Origin of the sequence: Sphingobium sp. LSP13-1-1.1 (genome assembly GCF_040676415.1) — a bacterium.
GTDB lineage: Bacteria > Pseudomonadota > Alphaproteobacteria > Sphingomonadales > Sphingomonadaceae > Sphingobium.
In genome coordinates, this window is the sequence record NZ_JBEGHU010000023.1 from 414206 (window position 1) to 433029 (window position 18824).

Sequence of the window (18824 nt, forward strand, 5' to 3'; positions counted from 1 at the left end):
GGCCTGTGCGATTATCGCATAGGTTGATTTATGAGCGACGAAGCGAACCGTATCATCGACGGACTGGGCGGCACTACCGCCGTGTCTCGCATGACCCTTGTGCCCCCCTCGACTGTCCACAGTTGGCGGAAAAATGGCATTCCCCTTTCGCGTCTCGCCCATCTGAAACTTGCCGCGAAGGCTGAGGGCATCCCCTGGCCTGGTGATACGGAAGCGGAGCAGAGTCCGTCATCCGATAACTCAGAGGATAATATCGGAGGTTCTTGAATGACTTGGGTCGCTACCCCCGAAGGGTCCATCTGAAATGGGCTCGCGGTGGGAACAGGCGCTGGAGCCCGCCGATCTGGCTCTGAAGTTGGCTACGAAGGATGCGATCAGAGGTGCGGGAGGGCAGGAATTCCTGTCCGAGAGCCTTGGTCGCTCGCAGTCCCGGTTCAGCGACTATGGGTCGCCGAACAAGCCTGACTTCATCCCGATAGACCTTGTGCGCAAGGTGCAGGCGCTCGGCGCAGGCAAGCCCGGCTGGCCGCACATCACCCATGCGCTGGCACGGGCGGACGGCTTCGATCTCTACAAGCTACCGGAAACGGGCGCTTCGTCGGGCGACTGGCTGGCGCATGTGTCGGCGATCTCGCAGGAAACGGCGGAGATCACGACCAAAATCTGCGCCAGCGTGGCCGACGATCTGAAGGTCGATCGGGACGATATCAAGAAACATGCGCTGATTGCTGATGCGGAGCAGCTGGTGACGCTTGGCGTCCAGCTTCTCGCCCAGCTGCGCGCGGTCGCGGAGGGCTGATAGTGCAGATGATGAAGCCGGATCAGTTCGCCTCCTGGGTCGCACGCGCGGCGCCCGGTGATGACGTGGTCTATTCGATGGGCGACCGTCCTGAAAAGGCGATCGGCGAGGCGGTGCGGGCGCTGCATGAGCAGGGGCTTGTCGCTCTGACCTCGAAGCGTGGCGCCAACGGCTTCCGCTTCATCGCCCAGCGTCTGCCTGATCCGAAGCCGGTTCGCGGGCCTGAGCATCGCGGTCGCTATGCCCGCCGCGAGATCAAGGGCCGGTACACCGCCGAGCGCATGATCCTGAAGATACTGAGCGCGGCGGCGGAAAAGGGGCAGCCTTGCCCGACCAATGCCGAGCTGGCGCGCCGCGTCGGCCTCTCCGGCGCGGTTTCCGCCAGCTACCGGATGCGCCGCCTGGTCGCGGCAGGAAAGATCGTGGTCGAAGAGCCATCGCCCCTCGAACGGCGGCTGGTGACGATCGTCGCCACGGGCAAGCAAACGAAGAGGGCCATGCTGTGAGCGACATGATCCAGTGTTTCGGTTGCCGGGAAACCGAACAGGGCGTGCATGACGCCGCGCTGCCGGAGGGATGGGATGCGTTGCGGGTGCCGGGTTTCGAGCCGGCGCTCTTCTGCGCGGGCTGTGTCGAGCGGGGAGCGATGGAGCAGTATCGCGCGCAGCAAGGGCTTCCCCGCCGCGCGCGCTGGCGCTTTCCCAACGGCGTGATGGCGTTGCTGCGCCCGGCGGCGGGGCAGGTGCTCCTGGCGACTTCGGACGGCATGGCGGAGATCAGCGAACGGGAGGCCGAGCAGCTGCACGCGGCGCTCGGCGAGGCGCTCAGCCTGCGCAGCCTGCCGTCCCAGCTGACTGCGGAGGTGCGCCGGTGAGCTTCGTCGACATGACCATCACGCGTCGCCATTTCGAGGCCCGTTACAATCAGGTTGGCCGCTGCAAGCTCGGCGATCTGGCCGAGATCTTCGGCGTGGATTTCGACACGGCCGAGCACTGGGCCGACGAGATCGACCGCGAAACCCATGAACAGATCACCGCCGCGCGCCGGCCCTTGTCGAGCGGCGGTACCACTGCGGGGGTCGGAGCGACTGCACATCGCGCCGCCCCCGCTTCTTCGACGCAACCATAAGCCGCGACCGGCACGCCAGAGAGAAGGACGTTTCCATGCCCAGAGCGAAGAAAGCAGCGCCGGCGGCGGCGCCAGAAGACATTACGGCACCGGTGAGCCTTCGGGTCGCACCAATGGCAATTCAGCCGGTGCCGCTTGGCCGTCTTGTCCGTGCGCCTGAAAATGTGCGCCACACGGACAAGGCGGCCGATGTGGAGAGCCTGGCTGACGATATCGCGGCACACGGGCTGCTCCAGTCGCTGATTGGCTATGCTGGCGACACCGATATCGATGCCGCGGCGGTCTACATCATCGGCGGGGGTCGGCGCTTGCAGGCGCTACAGCTGCTGCGCGAGCGCGGTGTGGTCGACGATGCCTATGAGGTTTCGGTGCTGATCCGTGACCAGGCCGAGGCGATCGAATTGTCGCTGTCGGAGAATCTGGCGCGGCGGGACATGAACCCTGCCGATGAGTTCGCCGCGTTCGTGGAGCTGATGCGCCCGGGCACGATGTCCCCGGCGGATATCGCCAAGCGGTTCGGCTTTTCCGAACGCTATGTGAAGCAGCGGCTGCGGCTGGGCGGGCTGGCGGCAGAGATCCTCGACGCCATGCGCCATGGCAAGCTGACGATCGACGCGGCGATGGCTTATGCGGCGACGCAGGATCAGAAGCTGCAGCTGAAGATATTCGCGGCCGAGGATAAGAAGGGAAGCTGGGGCCATGGCGTCCAGAGCATCCGATCGGGGATCACCAACGCGGTGATGACGACGGGTGACGCGCTGTTCAAGTTCGTCGGCAAGGCCGACTATGAAAAGAAGGGCGGGCGGTATGAAGATGATCTGTTCGGCGATGCGGAGAGCTATAGCGGCCGCAAGCTGATCGACCCCGATATCGTCGTGAACATCGCTGCCGATCGCGCCCATTTCCAGCTTGCCCGCATCCAGGCTGACGCGAAGCGGGATCATCCGACGACCAGCGACGTGATCCTTGTTCCGGGGCTGCGCCTTGGAAAAGAGCCGAAGGCGCCGAAGGGCTATGACAAGGTCGAGCGGCCCTATTGGCGCAATGATCTGCCCAGTCTGGGGAAGATGCGGGAAAATGCCAGCGACCGCGGGATCGACATCGTCGGTTATGCCGGTGTCGACCATAGCGGCAAGTTGGTGCTGGACGAGGGCTTCTTCGTCCCCGGCGCGCGCCTCGCCGAGGTGGTTCCGCCGCAGCGGGAAGCTCCGCGCAAGACGGAGGCGGAATGGGCGGCCGAACGGCGTGCGGCATCGATCCGCTCGGTCGCGGCGTGGCTGGTCGCCCGCGACCATCACGAGGAGCGCACCGAAGGCCGGCTGTGGTGGAAATCCATGCAGCCGCACCTGGGCTCGACGGTGAAGCAGGACGGGCTGGGCGAATGCTACAGCATCGACGTTTCGATTTTGGTGACGCCGGCAGAGATCGACGCGCGGCTGGAGGATGCCGAAAAGGAATATCTGCTGCAGGAGGCAGAGAAGGTCGTCCGCCGCGAAGCTGAGGAAAGGGCGAAGGCGGAAGCCGCTGAAGCACTGGTCGCGCGCCGCGCCGAAATGCTGGCGATGGATCCCGCACCTGCCGTGGTCCAGATCGACGGTGTCGCGCATTTCCGCTGGGAAAACGGCGGCTATGCCGATGCGCAGCCGGATACGCCGGAAGCCGACGAATATGAATGCAGCTTCTACGACGATCTGGAAGAGCTGCTGGAACATGCCGAGAGCATCGGCCTGACCTGGCCGTCGATCGAGGCGTGGGCTGAAAATCCCCATGGCGACAATGTCGCGGAGCCCGAGGAGCAAGCCGCATGATCAACGTCAATGTGAAGGTGTTGCGCGCGGCGCTGAAGGCGGTGAACGCGGTGGTCGAGAAGCGCACGACCGTGCCGATCTGTGCGATGGTGCTGGTGCGGTCCACGCCCGGGCAGATGTTCCTGACCGGCACCGATCTTGACATCATGGTTGAGAAAACCGTCGATCTGGAGGATGCCGGCGCCAACGCGGCCGTGAACTTCTGCGTTGATGCGTCCACATTGGCGTCGATCGCGGGCAAGCTGCCGGCGGAGGGTGTCGCCAAGATCGAGGCGGATGGCAACACCGGCATCACGATCAAGTGCGGCCGCGCCCGCTTCAAGCTGCCGACGCTGCCGACCGATGATTTCCCCGTCCTGGCTGCGCGGGATTGGGATGCGCAGTGGGAACAGGACGGCGCGAAGCTGGTGCAGATGATCGAGAGCGTGCGCTTTGCGATCTCGACCGAAGAAACCCGCTACTATCTGAACGGCATCTTCCTGCATGTGCCGAACGGCTCGGAATGCCAGTTCGCGGCTGCCACCGATGGGCACCGACTGGCGCGGTTCCACTGCGATGTCGCCGATGGTGCGGACGGCATGCCCGACATCATCCTTCCTCGTAAAGCCGTCGCCGCGCTCGCCCAGTTGCTCGATGAAGAGGGCGGCACGGTCAATGTCGCGGTGAGCACCACGAAGTTTCGGTTCGAGGTGGGCAAGACCGTGCTGACCGGCAAGCTGATCGACGGCACCTTCCCCGATTACACCCGCGTCATTCCCGCCGCGAACCGGCTGGATTGCTGGTTTGAGCCGGGACCGCTGGCCGAAGCGGTGGAGCGGGTGCTGACGATCAGCAGCGAAAGGATTAGGGTGATCGCCTTCAACTTCGCAGCCCAGGCTATCACGCTGGAGGTAACCAGCCCCGAAAACGGCACGGCGAGCGAGGAAGTGCCTTGCGAGTATGAAGGTGAGCCCCTGCGCATCGGTTTCAACGGCGCGTATCTGCTCGACGTGCTGAAACATCTGAAGGGAACGGAGACGGGCAATGAGCGCGCTCGCGTGAAGCTCGCGGATGCTGGTGCGGCCTCGCTCTGGCAGACCAGTGACGATGCTGCCCGTCTGTATGTCCTGATGCCGATGAGGGTCTAGTCCATGACTGATGGCCTCTTCCCCGAAAAGCCGATCGCCGGCCCTGCTCCGCAAGGGCTCGGCCGCATGATGACTGGCGGCGGCGCCAACGTCGACCGGCAGGGGAACGACTATTATCCCACGCCGGCGACGGTAACGCGGGCGCTGATCGCGGCTGAGCGTGAGGCGCTGGTGACGATGTGCGACGGGCATCATCCGGTGTGGGAGCCCTGTGGTCGCGGAGGCGCCATCGCTAAAGAACTCAGGGTCGCAGGCTTCGCGACGGTCGCTTCTGACCTGGTTCCCGATCCCGACAACCTCGTCGCGCAGCAGGACTTGCTGCTCTGCGGTGAGGCATGGTCACCGGTGGTGGTTACAAATCCGCCTTTCGCGCTTGCGGAAGAAATGATCCGTCACCTGCTCGTTGATCTGCGCTGCACCTATGTCGCCATGCTGCTGAAGGCCAGTTTCTGGCACGCGCAGGCGCGCACCGGCCTTTGGCGGCAGCGGCAGCCGCAGCGCATCTGGGCGCTGAACTGGCGGCCTGATTTCCTGGGAAAGGGCGCGCCGACCATGGAGGTCATCTGGTGCGTCTGGGACGATGAGGCTGTCGATCGTGACTGTCGCTATGACGTCCTGACGCCCTTCCGCGCTCCTGACTTGCTTGCCCAGGCCGATCCTGAACCCGGCTGACCTTCTCCTTTCCGCGCACCGGGGCGCATGGAGGGTCGGGCATGGTGCCCGATCTACCGACCCAAAGGCGGAAGCCGCCCGGACCAATCTGCATCTTCAAGCCTGATTCTCGGGGTGGGTTTCTGTGTCTCTTTCGACCGCATTTCTGGACCAAATCCGCGCCCGCACGCCGCTCTCCGCCCTGATCGGGCAGAAGGTGAAGCTGGAGAAAAAGGGCAAGGAACATAAGGGCTGCTGCCCGTTCCATAGCGAGAAGACCGCCAGCTTCACGGTCAATGACGACAAGGAATTCTACCACTGCTTCGGCTGCGGCGCGCATGGCGACGCGCTGCGCTGGCTCACCGATCATGAAGGCATGGACTTCATAGATGCGGTGAAGCAGCTGGCGGAAGCGGCTGGGATGGAAATGCCCGCACGCACGCCGGAGCAGGCGGAGCGGGAGAAGCGGCGCGCCGCAGTCAGTGACGTGATGGGCGGCGCGGCGTCATGGTTTCAGCAGCAGCTGCAGGGCGAAGCACGGGCGCGGGCGCAACTGGAGGCGCGCGGGATCTGCAGCGGATCGATCGCCCGCTTTGGTCTGGGCTATGCGCCCGGGCAGCGTTCGATCGGGTCGAGCGGCATCGCGCCGGCGCAGCTGCTCGATGCCGGGCTGCTGATCGACACGCAGGATGGCTTCCGCGACCGCTTCCGTGGCCGGCTGATGGTGCCCATTCAGGACGCGCGCGGGCGGGTGGTCGCGTTCGGCGGCCGCGCTACCCGTGAGGGGCAAGAGCCCAAATATGTGAACAGCGAAGGCGGCAGCTTCGACAAGGGCGCGACGCTGTTCAACCTGCACCGCGCGGCGCCGGCTGCGCGAAATGCGCGGCGGCTGATCGTCGTCGAGGGCTATTTCGATGTGATCGCTCTCGACCAGGCCGGGATCGAAGAAGTGGTCGCGCCGATGGGCACCGCCATCACGCCGCAGCAGCTGGAGCGCGCCTGGCGCGTGAGCGAGCGGCCGGTGCTGCTGATGGACGGTGATGATGCAGGCCGCAAGGCCGCGTTGCGTGCGTGTGAACGGGCACTCCCCCTGGTCGGCCCGGGCCGGACGTTGTCGATCGCCACCCTTCCACAGGGTTCCGACCCGGATGATCTGGTGCGGGCAGAAGGCCGGGAGGCGATCGATGCGCTGGTCGAGGGCGCGATGTCGATTGCCGACACGCTGTGGCACGATGCGGTGGACACGGCCGATCGGTCGACCCCTGAAGGCAAAGCCGGAATCTGGAAGCGGCTCGCGGGCATGGCCGCGACGATCGCCGATGAAGAAACCCGTGCGCAATATCTGAGCGACTGGCGGGCGCGGTTCGACGCCGCCTTCCCGCCGCCGCCGCCGTGGGCGCGCGACATCGAAACCCTTCCGTCTGGAAGGCTGGAAGCTCTTTCCGAACAGCCCGAGCCGGTGCGGGCGCGGCTGAAGGCCATGGCCACGGCTTGGTTCGATGGGCGCATGGAGTATCTGGAGGCGAGCAAGGATGCGCTGCTGCGGCTCGCCTTTGTCGCGGGGCGGCGCGTCGGCGCGGGGCTGTTGGGTGAAGCCGAGGTCAAGGATGCGCTGTGGGCGCGGGGCGAAGCGATGCCCGATGTCCAGCCCGCCGATGTCGACAAGGCGCTGGGCGACGGCATCAACCGCGCCTGGGATATCGGTCCGGACATGGTGACGCTGGCCTGCGCCATGCACCCCATGACCGATTTCGGCATCGGCGAACGGCTGATCGCGCGTGCAGGGGATGCGTTCCGCTTTACGACGGCCAAGGGATGGCTGGGGTGGGATGAGCGGCGCTGGCGGGTGCTCGACCAGGACAAGGATGGTCCGCCGCCATCGGAACTGCAGGCCGCGATCTTCGACACGATCCGGGCCATGCAGCATGAGGCGCGGGCGGTCCGTCAGACCGGCGTCCATGATCCCGACCTCAATCCCTACGGGCTCGACCGGCTGATCCCCAAGGGCAAGTCGAACATATTGCTGTCGTCGGTGCTGGCGAAATTTGGACGGGATAGCGAGCAGGCGGGCAAGCCCGGCTCAATCGGCAGGCTGGCGCAGAAGTGGCTGACAGTGCCAATCGAGGCGTTCGACCGTGATCCGCACGCCATCAATGTGCTGAACGGCACGCTACGGTTCGAGCGGTTCAAGGACAGTGAAGGGCGGCGGCGCGCGCGGTTCGCGCTGGAGCCGCATCGGCGCGAGGATCTCAATACCAAGCTGGCGCCGGTGGCGTTCGACCCTGACGCCGTTTCGCCGATCTATGATGATTTCTTCGCCTGGGCGCATCCTGATGACGGCATGCGGCGCTATCTGCACCAGGTCATCGGCTATACTTCGACGGGCGACACCGGCGAACAGAAGCTGTGGTTCCACTACGGTCTGGGTGCCAACGGCAAATCGACCGCGATGGATATGTGGGCGCATGTGCTGGGCGATTATGCCGGCACGATCGGGATCGAAACCTTCCTCGACCAGGGCATCAAGAAGCGGGGCGATGCGGCTTCGCCCGATCTGGCGCGGCTCGGCGGTGTGCGTCTGTTGCGCGCATCTGAGCCGGAGCGCGGGGCGAAGCTCAATGAAGCGCTGATCAAGGCGGCGACCGGTGGAGAGCCGATGGCCGTGCGCGCGCTGCATCGCGGCTTCTTCGATCTGCTGCCCCTGTTCAAACTGCATATCGGCGGGAACTACAAGCCGTCCATCCCGGGCACCGATGAGGGCATCTGGCGGCGCATGAAGCTGGTGCCGTGGAACGCGCATGTCGCCGACGGTGACCGCGACGAGCAGCTGCCGATGAAGTTGCGGGCCGAGGCTGCGGGTGTGCTCAACCATATTGTGCGCGGCCTTTTGGACTGGCTCGCCAACGGGCTGATCGAGCCTGACGCGGTGCGGGAAGCGACGGCGCAATATCGTGAGGACAGCGATCCGCTTGCCCGATTCCTCAAGCTCTGCACGGCGCAGGATCCGCAGGGTCGTGTCCAATCGTCCCGGCTCTACGAAGTCTTCCAGGCATGGTGCAAGGCCGCTGGGGAGAAGGAGTGGACGCCCGTCGGGTTCAGCAAGGCGATGCTCGACAAGGGCTTCGTCAAGAAGACCAGCAACGGCGTCCAGTGGCTCGGCATGCGCCTGGTGCGCGAGGTGGCCGACTTTGTCGATGAGCATGGACGGGTGCGTGACGTGCCCCTTGAAGCGCCCGACGAGCCGCGTGCTGGATCGGGTGAGCCTCCGCCCGACATGTCGGAGGATTGGGTGCCGGACTTCTGACGGCGGTTTGACCGACGCCAAGGCTTCCAGAGTGGAAGGGTGGCGGAAGGGTTGGCGGAAGGCAAAAGCGGCGTATTTCTGCGGCTTTGGAAGGGATGGAAGGGTTGACGACATATTGCCATCGCATGTGCGCGCAGGCGCGGGCGCATGCATGAGCGAAAATATACGTAAACTATTCCAACCCTTCCAAGGCTTCCAAAATAGAGAATTAATCATGGTTTTTCAGTTGCTTGTTCGGTGGAAGGGTTAGGGCATGGGGGTTCCAATGATGGAAGGGTCGCAGTTCTGGACGTTCGCCGACGTGGAAGAGCGTCTGGTCGAGGCTCTCCAGTTCCAATGGCGCACCGAAGGTGGGCGCTGGGCGTTCGCATCGGATGGGCCGTGGCACCTGATCGTGCGCGACTGGTGGGACTGGGCGGCGCATGAGGACAAGCCCGTGCCCCGCATCCCCTTGTCGCGGGAGCAGGTGGCGCGGATGGAGGAAGCGTCGGCATGGTTGGCCCTGGCACCGGAGCGCGATCGAAAGCTGGTGGTGCTGGCGGTCACGGCGCTGGCGGCAGGCCGCAAAGCTATCCCTTGGCGGGCGCTGCTAAAGCCGATGGGCCTGTCACTGGGCGCGCATGGCCTGCGCAAGCGTTACTCGCGCTCGATCACTTGCATTTGTGAGGCTCTGAACGCCGCAGAAATCCGCGCATAGAGACGGTGCAAGGGGTAGAATGTGACGTTGCGAAAATATAGTTTGTCCACCTTTCGACCTGAAATGGCTATTCAAGTCATACGCTTGGGGCGGTCCTATGGGTCGCACGCTCCAAGCGCCCTCTCTGTGTATGCACCGCCTCACCCGGCCCCCGCTGGTTGGGGCGGTGCTGTTTCAGGAATTGCGCACGTGGGTAAGCTCAAGGCTCTCGGCTCTCGCCTCGGCGGGATGCCCGCGAAGGTGAAGGCTGCGCCCAAGGTGGCTGAAGGGTTCTACTCGTCGCCGGAATGGCGCGGGCTGGTCGCGGACATCAAGCGCGAGCGCGGCGCGCGTTGCGAGCGGCCCGGCTGCCCGACGCCGACACATCGGATCATCGCTGACCATGTCGTTGAACGGAAGGATGGCGGCGCGGACCTCGACGCCAGCAACGTCGAGCTGCTCTGCTTCACCCATCACCAGCAGAAGACGGCGGCGGCGCGGGCGGCGCGGGCGCAGGGGCGGACCTGGGGGGGTGGGTCGAAAGTCTAGGGGTCTGGCGGCCCTATTACCGCCGCCCCTCTCATTCAGGGATTTTTTTTCGTGGCGCAGGAATTTTCGGGCACTGATCTGTTCGGTGATCCGATTGTCACGCGGCAGGAAGGCCGTGGACGGCCTGAGCATGAGTGGAGCCTCGAAAATTCGAACAAGGTGCTTCTCGCGTTCGCACGCGGCCTGAGCGTCAAACAGGCGGCAACGGCGATAGGGCTTTCGGTGCCCACGCTGCGCAAACATTATTTTGCCGAGGTCGCCAAGCGCGACGCGGCGCAGCTGCGGATGGAGATGACGCAGCTGGCGCGGCTGAACGCGCTGGCGGCGGAGGGCAACGTCGCTGCAGAGAAGGAATTGCTGAAGCAGCTCGACAAGATGCGGCAGCGCGACCAGGTGCGGGCGATGGCCCCGGCGCCCACCGCGAGAACGGAGAGAATCGGGAAAAAGGAAGCGGCGGCGCGCGCTGCCGAGCAGGTGCGCGGTCTGTATGAAACGCCGCCGGCACCGGGACAGATGAACTAAGCCGATGCAGTGGACCACGGCCTGTCCCGACTGGGAACAGCGGATTGTGGAGCGCCGATCATTGGTGCCGTTCGCACCGCTGTTTCCCTCGGAGGCCGAGTCCGCGCTGGAAGTGTTCAAGTCGTTGAGCATGGTCGGCGTGCCGCGCACCGATGGGAAACCGGGCTGGGCCACCTTCGGCGAGGCCTGCGACCAGTTCGTTTTCGACTTCGTCGCGGCGATCTTCGGGGCCTATGATGCCAAGCGCGGCCAGCGGCTGATTTCGGAATTCCTGCTGCTGATCAGCAAGAAGAACGGTAAATCGACGATCGCGGCGGGCATCATGCTGACGGCGCTGATCCGGAACTGGCGCGAGCTGGCGGAGCTGAGCATCATCGCGCCGACACAGAAGGTTGCGGGCAACAGCTTCAAGCCGGCGGCGGCGATGGTTCGGGCCGATCCGAACCTTCAGGATCTGTTGCAAGTCGTCGCCCATGAGAAGATCATCCGGCATCGGGTGACGGGCGCCGAGCTGAAGGTGATCGCGGCGGACACCAATACGGTTGGCGGGTCGCAGGCCGGATTCGTGCTGGTCGATGAGCTATGGCTCTTTGGCAAGCGTGCGAACGCGGGCGACATGCTGGAGGAGGCAACGGGCGGTCTGGCTTCGCGGCCGGAGGGGTTCGTCGTTTATCTGACGACGCACAGCAATGAACCGCCTGCGGGTGTGTTCAAGGAAAAGCTCGAATATTTCCGGGACGTGCGCGACGGATTAATAGACGATCCGCACAGCTTCGGAATGCTGTTCGAATGGCCGGAGGCCATGATGGAACGGCAGGACTATCTGAAGCCTGAGAATTTTTATGTCACCAACCCCAGTATCGGGCGTTCGGTGTCGCAAGACTTCATCCAGAAGAAGGTGCGCAAGGCATCAGCGGGTGAAGAGGAAGTTGATGAGGAAGATGGCGAGACGGAAACCTTGCAGGTTGTCCTCGCGAAGTACCTGAACGTCGAGATCGGCCTAAAGCTACGCCGCGACCGCTGGCGTGGTGCCAACCACTGGGAAGCCGCTGGCGACCGAACCCTGACGCTGAAGGAATTGCTGCGCCGCTGTGAGGTGGTTGTGGTTGGGATCGACGGGGGCGGCCTGGACGATCTTTTCGGACTGTGCGTCGCCGGTCGTGAACGCGGCACCAAGCGGTGGCTCTACTGGTTCAAGGCCTGGGCATGGCCCGAAGTGCTGAAGCGCCGCAAGTCGGAAGCGCCGGTGCTACGCGACTTCATCGCGGAAGGGACGCTGGTTCTGTGCGGTCACAATGGCGGGCCGCCGATTGAAGAATGGGACGAGGATCAGGACGCCGAGGCCGGTCCTGATCTTTCCGAGCAGGACGTAACCGAAATCGTCGCGATCATCGCGGAGGTGAAGGAAAGCGGCCTGCTTCCGGAAAAGGGTGGTGTCGGCCTCGATCCGCAGGGCGTCGGCGCGCTGGTCGACGCGCTTGCCGAAATTGATCTGGTTCACCCGCAGGTGGTCGCGGTGAGCCAAGGCTTCCGCCTGTCCTCGGCGGTCTGGTCGATGGAGCGGAAGCTCAAATTGAACATGGTCGTCCATGACGGGTCGCGGATGATGGCCTGGTGTGTCGGCAACGCGAAGGCAGAGCAGAAAGGGAACGCCGTGCTGATTACGAAGGAATCGGCCGGTAAGGCCAAGATCGACCCGCTCATTGCCGGCTTCAACGCGACCAAGCTGCTGGAGGCGAACCCCGAGGCGTCCGGCGATAGCGTGTGGTCGTTGATCGAGAGCCTTGCATGAGCTGGCTTTCGACGCTGGTTGACGGGCTGAGCGGCGTCCTGCGCCTCGGCACAAGGGTCAGCGCAGACCCGCCGATGGCAGGTGGCAACAGTTCAGGCGAGCCTGTCACCGATGGCACCGTGTTGGCGCTGTCGGCGGCGTGGGCCTGTGTCAATCTGGTGGCCGGTACGATCGCCACGTTGCCTGTGATGGTGTATCGACCCGCCAAGGGTGGCCGGGTCGTGGCTTCGGATCACTGGCTTTATCGCATCCTCCATGATGATCCGAATGCGGATCAGACGGCGGTGGATTTCTGGGAATATACCTGCGCGGCGCTGGAACTGCGCGGCAATGCCTACGCGGAGAAGATCCGCGGTTCTGGCGGGCAGGTCGTCGGGCTGGACCCGATCGCGCCAGGCATCGTTTCATGCCGTCGTCGCGGTGATGGTGAGCTTGAATATCGCTGGACTTGGAATGGTGTGTCGCGCCGCGAGACCAGTGCCAACGTGCTTCATATTCGTGGTTTCGGCGGCGATCCGCTCGGCGGTATCTCCCCGATCTCTGCCGGTGCCGAAACCTTCGGTCACGCCCGCGCGCTGAACCGCACGTCGGGCAGCGTGTTCCGCAATGCGATGATGCCGAGCGGCGTCTATCAGACCAGCGCGAAGCTGACGGCCGAGCAGACCCAGCAGATCGAGCAACTGCTCGCCAAGAAATATCAGGGCGCGGCGAACGCGGGTCGGCCGCTGGTGATCGGCCATGATCTGAAATGGGAACAGCTCACCATGTCGCCGGAAGACATGGAGATGCTGGAATCGCGGGGCTTTTCGGTTGAGGAAGTGTGCCGGATGTGGGGCGTGCCGCCACACATGATCGGACACACGGCCGGAAACACCCAGCTGGGCAGCAGCATCAGCGAACAGACACGTGGTTTCGTGATGTTCACGCTGCGCCGCCGCCTGAAGAGGATAGAGGCAGCGCTGCGCAAGCAGCTGCTGACGCCACAGGACATCGCCCAGGGCATCATCATCGAAATCAATCTCGACGGACTTCTGCGCGGTGCACCGGCGGAACGCTCGGCCTTTTACAATGCGGGCCTCCAGAATGGCTGGTTCACCATCAACGAGGTCCGCGCCCTCGAAAATCTGCCGCCCGTTGAGGGTGGCGACGTTCCGCGCATGCAGATGCAGAACATGCCCATCACGATGACGGCCGCGCCGTCCACCATCAACGCCACCGCTCCTGCGCAATAGGAACTGCCATGACCATGTTGACCAAGAACAGCGGCGTGCCGCTGGACATCAAGGCTGTGTCCGACGACGGCTCGATCGAAGGATATGGCTCTGTTTTCGGCAATGTCGACAGCTATGGCGAGGTCGTCGAGCCCGGCGCCTTCACGCAGTCGCTGGTCGATGCGAAGCGCAAGGGCCAGACCATCAAGATGCTCTGGCAGCACGATCGCGAGCGGCCGATCGGCGTATGGGAAGATCTTGCGGAGGATTCCAAGGGCCTCTGGGTCAAAGGTCGCCTCGCAGTCGATGTCTCGCCGCTGGCGAAGGAGACGCATGGCCTGCTCAAGATGGGCGCTCTCGATGGATTGTCGATCGGCTATCGTACGCTCGACGCTGAGCCTCATGCGAGCAAGCCCAATGTTCTGTCGCTCAAGCGCCTGCTGCTGAAGGAAGTTTCCGTGGTGACCTTCGCCGCGAACGACCGCGCCCGCGTGGAGAGCGTGAAGCATATCCTTGCCGCCGGCAATCTGCCGACGGTTCGTGAATTCGAGGAGTTCCTGCGGGATGCAGGCGGCTTCTCGAAAAGCCTTGCGGCCGCGATCGCGGCGAAGGCGACGCCGCACCTTCGGGGGGAGCCCGAGGCGAAGGCCGACGATGATGTGATGAAGTTCCTCCAGGCCATGCAGGCCTGATCCCCCGAAACGGAGAAGACAATGAAAAAGCAGTTTTTCGCAGGTGCCGCGTTCGGCGCCCTCGGCATCATGACCGCCAATGAGCGCCGCCTCGGCCGCTATCTGCGCGACGGGTCGGGCCATCCCCCTGCCACCAAGACGGCCGAGCAGATGGCGGACGATCTGCGCAAGTCGATCGAGAAAAAGCAGGACGATATCAAAAAGGTCGCCGACGATGCCCTGTCCGAAGCCAAGCGCACCGGCGCCCTGGCGGAAGAAACCAAGGCGACCGCCGACAAGTCGCTGCTCGAACTGAACACGCTGAAGGAGCAGCTGTCGCAGATCGAGCAGAAGATGGCGCGCCGGCCCGGCGGCGACGGCGAGCAGGTCAAGTCTTATGGCGAGCAGGTGATCGAGTCCGATCGCTACAAGGGATTCATCGACAATGGCGCGCGCGGCAGCATGCGGATCGCGTTGAAGGCCACCGACATGGACGTGAAGGCCGTCACCGCTGCCCAGGCCGGCACCGCCTGGAGCGGCCGCGACAATGAGGTCGTGGCGATCCCCCGCCGCACGATGACGATCCGTTCGCTGCTGAACGTCGTCCGCACCAGCAGCGGCTCGATCGATTATGCCCGCCAGATCACGCGGACCAACAATGCCGCCGTCGTGGCGGAAGGCGCGCAGAAGCCGACCAGCGCCTATGTCTGGGAGCAGACCAACACGCCGGTTCGCACCATCGCGCATCTGGCGAAGCTCACCCGGCAGGCGATCGACGACTCCGTGCAGCTGCAAGGCGAGGTCGAGAGCGAAATGCGCTATGGCCTCTCCTTCGCGGAAGAGGACGAACTGCTCAACGGCGATGGCACGGGCCAGCATCTGTCCGGCCTGATCATCAACGCTACGGCCTATGCGGGGCCGATCGTGTTGGCGGACATGAACATGATTGATGTCCTGCGCCTTGCCCTGCTTCAGGCGGAGCTGGCGCTCTATCCCACGGACGGCATCGTGCTGAACCCGATGGAGTGGGCAGGCATCGAACTGACCAAGGACACCACCGGCAGCTATATCTTCGCCAATCCGATGCAGCTGGCCGGTCCGCGTCTGTGGGGCAAGCCAGTTGTGCCGACCCCGGCCATGGGCGCCAAGAAGTTCCTGACCGGCGGCTTCAAGCTCCAGACCCTCTATGACCGCATGGAGCCGGAGGTCGTCATTGCGTCCGAGAACGCCGACGACTTCGAGAAGAACCTCTACACGATGCGCTGTGAGGAGCGCATCGCGCTGGCGGTGAAGCGCGCCGCCGCCCTGATCTACGGCGATTTCGACGCCGCGTTGGCGGCCTGATCCGCCGTCCCGGTGGGCGGTGATGATCCCCGCCCACCTCTTTCATGAGGAGAACTGAGATGGGGAAGCTCGTGGATTACGAGGTTGCTCGGCAGCATCTGGGCGATCTGATTACCGATGACGGCGTGGAAGGTCACATGTTCATGCCCGGTGATACCCGGACCGCAGATCCCGCAGTCGTGAAGCATCTGGTCGGCACGGTGTTGATCGATCCGGCCTCCAGCAAATCCGAGGAAGATGCGGCACCGGAAAACAAGGCTGAAGGCAACGCTCCGAAGAACAAGTCAAAGACCAAGGGCGAATAGTCCGCACCAGGCGCGCCAGCGCCGCAATAGGAGGAAAGCAATGCGTCGTTACAAGGTCACCGTTACTACCGCCGCCGACGGCACCGCCGTCGCCTATTCGCCTCGCGTCGCGGGCAAGATCCATCAGATCGAATATGTGAAGGACGGCACAAACGGCTTCGCCAATGGCGTCGACTTCACCATCACCGGCGAGGCGACGGGCATCAACCTGTGGACCCAGTCCGATGTCAACGCCTCGGCCGTGGTTGCACCGCGTCAGCCGACCCATTCGCAGGCTGCCGCTGCATCGCTGTTCGCCGCTGGCGGCACCGCTGTTCAGGACCGGGTCGCCCTCGGCAACGATCGGGTGAAGATCAGCATCGCCCAGGGTGGCAACGCCAAGGTCGGCACGTTCCACATTCTGGTCGACTGACATGATCGTCTGCGATTTCGCAGGATCGAGGCCGCTCGGCGCGCCGTCAGGCTGGGATCAGCAGTTGGATGGGGGCTGTGCCACCCTTCCGATTGTCGATGCTGTCGACGAGCTGAGCGGTTTCAATTTCATGTATTCGGTGTGGCGGCCGACGCCTGATGAGCTGGCGGCCCTCGCTGCCGGAGGCGCGATCCGTCTCGGCATCATGGGGACTGCTCATCCGGTCGTAAACATGGCGGTGCTGACCGCTGGCACCTGCCAAGAGGTGGAACTGCGGGAGGTCGCCGAGCTATGAGGGTGATCGTCATCACGCCGCCGGAACCCGTCGTGACATGGGAGGAGGCGGACGCGCATCTGCGGCTCGCCGGCGACGAAGAGCAAAAGCCTTATGTCGAAAGCCTGATTGCGGCCGCGACCGCGAACGTCGACGGCCCTGCGGGCTGGCTGGGCCGCGCCCTGGGCGTCCAGGTGTTGGAGGCTCGCTTCTCGCTGAACGTCGGCGGGCCCTTCATTCTTCCCTATCCGCCAGTCGCTTCTCTGGTCAGCGCGAAATATCTCGACGCAGCTGGTAATGAGCAGACGGCCGAAAATGATGATTTTGAGCTGCTCGGCAACGAGCTGGTGCCGGCGGGCTCGTCCTGGCCTTGGGAGGGTGGATCGCTACGCCGCGAAGCGGGGCGGGTGCAATATCGCGCCGGCTATGAGAGCGTGCCTGCGCCGATCAAGACGGCGATCTTGCTCATGGTGTCGGAGCTGTTCCACAACCGCGAGCTGACCGCCGGCGACGTTGCGAAGGTCGGCGAGCCCCTGCTCCAGCCCTACAGGATCTATTCCTGATGACGCTCGCAGCTGGCCGCCGCAACAAGCGGATCACGATCGAGGCGCGCGCCACAGCCGACGACGGATATGGCGGGTCGATCGAGACATGGACGCCATTCTCACGCCCATGGGTAAGCGTGTATTATGGGTCCGGCAGTGAACAACGCGCGGCAGCGCAGGAGGGTGGATCGCAGGCCGCGTCGTTCGAAATGTTGAGCAACAGCAAGACGCGGGCGATCAGCGTCATTGAGCACCGCATACAGTTCGATGGCGGCATTTGGGACATCACCGCGAAGCAGGAGCTGGGCGCGAACGAAGGCATCCGCGTCACTGCAATTCGGGCCTCTGTGTAATGGCTGACAAAGTCGAAGGTCTCGCCGCGCTGGACTTCGCGCTCGGGCAGCTGCCGAAGGCGACGGCTCGGGCGGCATTGGTCAGAGTGGGAAAGCGCGCGCTCCAGCCCTTTATCGATGACGTGCGCCAGCTCGCGCCTGTCGATGAAGATCCGGCAAGCACACCGAACCGCCCGCCTGGCACCCTGCGCGACAGCTATGTCATCGGAACGAAGCTCAACAAGAGCCAGTCCAAAGGTGTGCGGCGCGAGGGCAAGAATTTTGCCGAGGTATATGCCGGCACCAACGACAAGGCCGGTGTCCAGACCGAGTTCGGCAACGCCCATCAGGCACCGCAGCCTCATGCGCGGCCTGCTTGGGATGGTGTGCAGCAGCAGGTGCTCGACAACATAGCTGACCAGCTTTGGGACGAAATCTACAAGGTGCAGCAACGGCGGGCCAAGCGGGGGCTTTGAATGCGTGTAGATCTGATCACCCGCCTGCGGGCGTCCGAGCCGATCTCCGCCATCATCGGAGACCGCGTCTACTGGGACAAGCGAAAGGTTGGCGAAGGTTTTCCGGCCATCGTGCTTTACAAGATATCGCCGGGTCGAACCTACACCTTCAAAGGAGCGACCGGGCTGCAAAGCGCGCGCGTCCAGTTCGACTGCATGGCGCAGGAGGTGCGTGACTTCGATCCCCTGTTCAAGGCGGTCCGCGATGAAATGGAGCGGACGGTGACGATCGGAGAAACAGAGTTCGGGATGTCCTTCCTCGATAGCGAGCGGGACATGCCAACGGTCGATGTCGCAGGCATCGGTCCGGTCGGCGGCGTGAGCGCTGATTTCATCGTCTGGTGGCAATCCACGTAAAGGAATATTGAAATGACCTTGAAGGCCAATCTCGCGGTGTTGCTCACCGCGACGTTATCCGCTGCGCCCGACGTGGGCTCGGCTGTCGCCAGGATCAACGAGACATTTTCAAAGACGTTTTTGAACGGCACCGGCGTGGATCAGGCGACCAGTATCTTCGCCGATGATTTCTCGATCAGTGGTGCGGCAACCCAAACCTATGATCTTGCGGGCGGTGTGGCAAATGCGCTCGGCCAAGCTGCGAGCTTCGCGGCGGTAAAGGCGCTGATCGTCGTTAACACCGGCGCGGCGCCGCTCACCTATGGAGGTGGCTCCAACCCGTTCCTCGGATGGCTGGGCGATGCTTCCGACGAGATCACAATCCCGGTGGGCGGCCTGATCGTCCTCACCGACCCGACCGCAGCCGGTCAGGCCGTGACGCCCGGCACCGGCGACATCATCACGATCGGCGGCACGAATGCCGCTGGAACCATCATCATCATTGGCGAAGCCTAAGGAGGGC

The 18824-nt window shown here is 63.9% G+C and carries 24 protein-coding genes; all 24 read left to right on the top strand.

The features are described from left to right. Window positions 1–30 precede the first annotated feature (30 nt). Window positions 31–267, top strand: coding sequence for a carph-isopro domain-containing protein (locus MRBLSP13_RS14085; RefSeq protein ID WP_363755089.1), 237 nt, complete (start codon window positions 31–33; stop codon window positions 265–267). A 37-nt stretch (window positions 268–304) separates the two neighbouring features. Next, a complete protein-coding gene (locus tag MRBLSP13_RS14090) occupies window positions 305–799 on the top strand; it encodes a hypothetical protein (protein WP_363755091.1) in 495 nt (164 codons plus the stop codon). A 2-nt stretch (window positions 800–801) separates the two neighbouring features. Further along, a complete protein-coding gene (locus tag MRBLSP13_RS14095; RefSeq protein WP_363755093.1) occupies window positions 802–1305 on the top strand; it encodes a winged helix-turn-helix domain-containing protein in 504 nt (167 codons plus the stop codon). Between the two features lie 5 nt (window positions 1306–1310). Further along, complete coding sequence (locus MRBLSP13_RS14100; RefSeq protein ID WP_363755095.1) at window positions 1311–1673, top strand: hypothetical protein; 363 nt, start codon at window positions 1311–1313, stop codon at window positions 1671–1673. Continuing rightward, window positions 1670–1927 carry a hypothetical protein gene (locus MRBLSP13_RS14105; RefSeq protein WP_363755097.1) on the top strand — a complete coding sequence of 86 codons (258 nt, stop codon included), beginning with the start codon at window positions 1670–1672 and terminating at the stop codon, window positions 1925–1927. The genes MRBLSP13_RS14100 and MRBLSP13_RS14105 overlap by 4 nt, the downstream gene beginning before the upstream one ends. A 113-nt stretch (window positions 1928–2040) precedes the next feature. Beyond that, entirely contained in the window at window positions 2041–3735 is a 1695-nt protein-coding gene (locus tag MRBLSP13_RS14110) for a ParB/RepB/Spo0J family partition protein (RefSeq protein WP_363755099.1), read from the top strand. Then, window positions 3732–4862, top strand: a complete 1131-nt coding sequence (gene dnaN / locus MRBLSP13_RS14115) for a DNA polymerase III subunit beta (protein WP_363755101.1) — start codon at window positions 3732–3734, stop codon at window positions 4860–4862. The genes MRBLSP13_RS14110 and dnaN overlap by 4 nt, the downstream gene beginning before the upstream one ends. A gap of 3 nt (window positions 4863–4865) precedes the next feature. Then, window positions 4866–5534, top strand: a complete 669-nt coding sequence (locus MRBLSP13_RS14120; protein ID WP_363755104.1) for a hypothetical protein — start codon at window positions 4866–4868, stop codon at window positions 5532–5534. A gap of 124 nt (window positions 5535–5658) precedes the next feature. Beyond that, window positions 5659–8817 (top strand): DNA primase, encoded by a 3159-nt coding sequence (dnaG, locus tag MRBLSP13_RS14125; RefSeq protein ID WP_363755106.1) that lies wholly within the window; start codon window positions 5659–5661, stop codon window positions 8815–8817. Window positions 8818–9082: 265 nt separating this feature from the next. Continuing rightward, window positions 9083–9514, top strand: coding sequence for a hypothetical protein (locus MRBLSP13_RS14130; protein WP_363755108.1), 432 nt, complete (start codon window positions 9083–9085; stop codon window positions 9512–9514). Window positions 9515–9703: 189 nt separating this feature from the next. Continuing rightward, a complete protein-coding gene (locus MRBLSP13_RS14135) occupies window positions 9704–10042 on the top strand; it encodes an HNH endonuclease signature motif containing protein (RefSeq protein ID WP_363755110.1) in 339 nt (112 codons plus the stop codon). 51 nt (window positions 10043–10093) lie between these two features. After that, on the top strand, window positions 10094–10564 hold the full coding sequence (locus MRBLSP13_RS14140; protein WP_363755112.1) for a hypothetical protein: 471 nt from the start codon (window positions 10094–10096) through the stop codon (window positions 10562–10564). A gap of 4 nt (window positions 10565–10568) precedes the next feature. Next, window positions 10569–12356, top strand: coding sequence for a terminase large subunit (locus tag MRBLSP13_RS14145; RefSeq protein WP_363755114.1), 1788 nt, complete (start codon window positions 10569–10571; stop codon window positions 12354–12356). After that, entirely contained in the window at window positions 12353–13588 is a 1236-nt protein-coding gene (locus MRBLSP13_RS14150) for a phage portal protein (RefSeq protein ID WP_363755116.1), read from the top strand. The genes MRBLSP13_RS14145 and MRBLSP13_RS14150 overlap by 4 nt, the downstream gene beginning before the upstream one ends. An 8-nt stretch (window positions 13589–13596) precedes the next feature. Then, window positions 13597–14259: an HK97 family phage prohead protease gene (locus MRBLSP13_RS14155; RefSeq protein ID WP_363755118.1), complete on the top strand. Its 663-nt coding sequence runs from the start codon at window positions 13597–13599 to the stop codon at window positions 14257–14259. Window positions 14260–14280: 21 nt separating this feature from the next. Next, window positions 14281–15582 carry a phage major capsid protein gene (locus MRBLSP13_RS14160; RefSeq protein WP_363755120.1) on the top strand — a complete coding sequence of 434 codons (1302 nt, stop codon included), beginning with the start codon at window positions 14281–14283 and terminating at the stop codon, window positions 15580–15582. Between the two features lie 59 nt (window positions 15583–15641). Next, on the top strand, window positions 15642–15887 hold the full coding sequence (locus tag MRBLSP13_RS14165; protein WP_363755122.1) for a hypothetical protein: 246 nt from the start codon (window positions 15642–15644) through the stop codon (window positions 15885–15887). 40 nt (window positions 15888–15927) lie between these two features. Further along, window positions 15928–16299, top strand: a complete 372-nt coding sequence (locus MRBLSP13_RS14170) for a hypothetical protein (RefSeq protein WP_363755124.1) — start codon at window positions 15928–15930, stop codon at window positions 16297–16299. Between the two features lies 1 nt (window position 16300). Continuing rightward, on the top strand, window positions 16301–16594 hold the full coding sequence (locus tag MRBLSP13_RS14175) for a hypothetical protein (protein WP_363755126.1): 294 nt from the start codon (window positions 16301–16303) through the stop codon (window positions 16592–16594). After that, window positions 16591–17136: a hypothetical protein gene (locus MRBLSP13_RS14180; protein WP_363755128.1), complete on the top strand. Its 546-nt coding sequence runs from the start codon at window positions 16591–16593 to the stop codon at window positions 17134–17136. Before MRBLSP13_RS14175 ends, MRBLSP13_RS14180 begins: the two co-directional genes overlap by 4 nt. Further along, the gene (locus MRBLSP13_RS14185) at window positions 17136–17471 is read left to right on the top strand and encodes a phage head closure protein (RefSeq protein WP_363755130.1); all 336 of its coding nucleotides are present in this window, start codon (window positions 17136–17138) and stop codon (window positions 17469–17471) included. Before MRBLSP13_RS14180 ends, MRBLSP13_RS14185 begins: the two co-directional genes overlap by 1 nt. Then, window positions 17471–17926 (top strand): hypothetical protein, encoded by a 456-nt coding sequence (locus MRBLSP13_RS14190; protein ID WP_363755132.1) that lies wholly within the window; start codon window positions 17471–17473, stop codon window positions 17924–17926. Before MRBLSP13_RS14185 ends, MRBLSP13_RS14190 begins: the two co-directional genes overlap by 1 nt. Then, window positions 17927–18322, top strand: coding sequence for a tail completion protein gp17 (gene gp17 / locus MRBLSP13_RS14195; RefSeq protein ID WP_363755134.1), 396 nt, complete (start codon window positions 17927–17929; stop codon window positions 18320–18322). It begins immediately after the preceding gene. Between the two features lie 12 nt (window positions 18323–18334). Further along, on the top strand, window positions 18335–18817 hold the full coding sequence (locus MRBLSP13_RS14200) for a hypothetical protein (RefSeq protein WP_363755136.1): 483 nt from the start codon (window positions 18335–18337) through the stop codon (window positions 18815–18817). Window positions 18818–18824: the final 7 nt, after the last annotated feature.

Bases quoted from the DNA above. Each gene is read 5' to 3' on its own strand.
- dnaN (WP_363755101.1), top strand. From the start codon at position 3,732: ATGATCAACGTCAATGTGAAGGTGTTGCGCGCGGCGCTGAAGGCGGTG.
- MRBLSP13_RS14145 (WP_363755114.1), top strand. From the start codon at position 10,569: ATGCAGTGGACCACGGCCTGTCCCGACTGGGAACAGCGGATTGTGGAG.
- MRBLSP13_RS14155 (WP_363755118.1), top strand. From the start codon at position 13,597: ATGACCATGTTGACCAAGAACAGCGGCGTGCCGCTGGACATCAAGGCT.
- MRBLSP13_RS14200 (WP_363755136.1), top strand. From the start codon at position 18,335: ATGACCTTGAAGGCCAATCTCGCGGTGTTGCTCACCGCGACGTTATCC.
- MRBLSP13_RS14185 (WP_363755130.1), top strand. From the start codon at position 17,136: ATGACGCTCGCAGCTGGCCGCCGCAACAAGCGGATCACGATCGAGGCG.
- gp17 (WP_363755134.1), top strand. From the start codon at position 17,927: ATGCGTGTAGATCTGATCACCCGCCTGCGGGCGTCCGAGCCGATCTCC.
- MRBLSP13_RS14090 (WP_363755091.1), top strand. From the start codon at position 305: ATGGGCTCGCGGTGGGAACAGGCGCTGGAGCCCGCCGATCTGGCTCTG.
- MRBLSP13_RS14165 (WP_363755122.1), top strand. From the start codon at position 15,642: ATGGGGAAGCTCGTGGATTACGAGGTTGCTCGGCAGCATCTGGGCGAT.
- MRBLSP13_RS14100 (WP_363755095.1), top strand. From the start codon at position 1,311: ATGATCCAGTGTTTCGGTTGCCGGGAAACCGAACAGGGCGTGCATGAC.
- MRBLSP13_RS14160 (WP_363755120.1), top strand. From the start codon at position 14,281: ATGAAAAAGCAGTTTTTCGCAGGTGCCGCGTTCGGCGCCCTCGGCATC.
- MRBLSP13_RS14110 (WP_363755099.1), top strand. From the start codon at position 2,041: ATGGCAATTCAGCCGGTGCCGCTTGGCCGTCTTGTCCGTGCGCCTGAA.
- MRBLSP13_RS14170 (WP_363755124.1), top strand. From the start codon at position 15,928: ATGCGTCGTTACAAGGTCACCGTTACTACCGCCGCCGACGGCACCGCC.
- MRBLSP13_RS14130 (WP_363755108.1), top strand. From the start codon at position 9,083: ATGATGGAAGGGTCGCAGTTCTGGACGTTCGCCGACGTGGAAGAGCGT.
- MRBLSP13_RS14180 (WP_363755128.1), top strand. From the start codon at position 16,591: ATGAGGGTGATCGTCATCACGCCGCCGGAACCCGTCGTGACATGGGAG.
- MRBLSP13_RS14175 (WP_363755126.1), top strand. From the start codon at position 16,301: ATGATCGTCTGCGATTTCGCAGGATCGAGGCCGCTCGGCGCGCCGTCA.
- MRBLSP13_RS14150 (WP_363755116.1), top strand. From the start codon at position 12,353: ATGAGCTGGCTTTCGACGCTGGTTGACGGGCTGAGCGGCGTCCTGCGC.
- MRBLSP13_RS14085 (WP_363755089.1), top strand. From the start codon at position 31: ATGAGCGACGAAGCGAACCGTATCATCGACGGACTGGGCGGCACTACC.
- MRBLSP13_RS14120 (WP_363755104.1), top strand. From the start codon at position 4,866: ATGACTGATGGCCTCTTCCCCGAAAAGCCGATCGCCGGCCCTGCTCCG.
- MRBLSP13_RS14190 (WP_363755132.1), top strand. From the start codon at position 17,471: ATGGCTGACAAAGTCGAAGGTCTCGCCGCGCTGGACTTCGCGCTCGGG.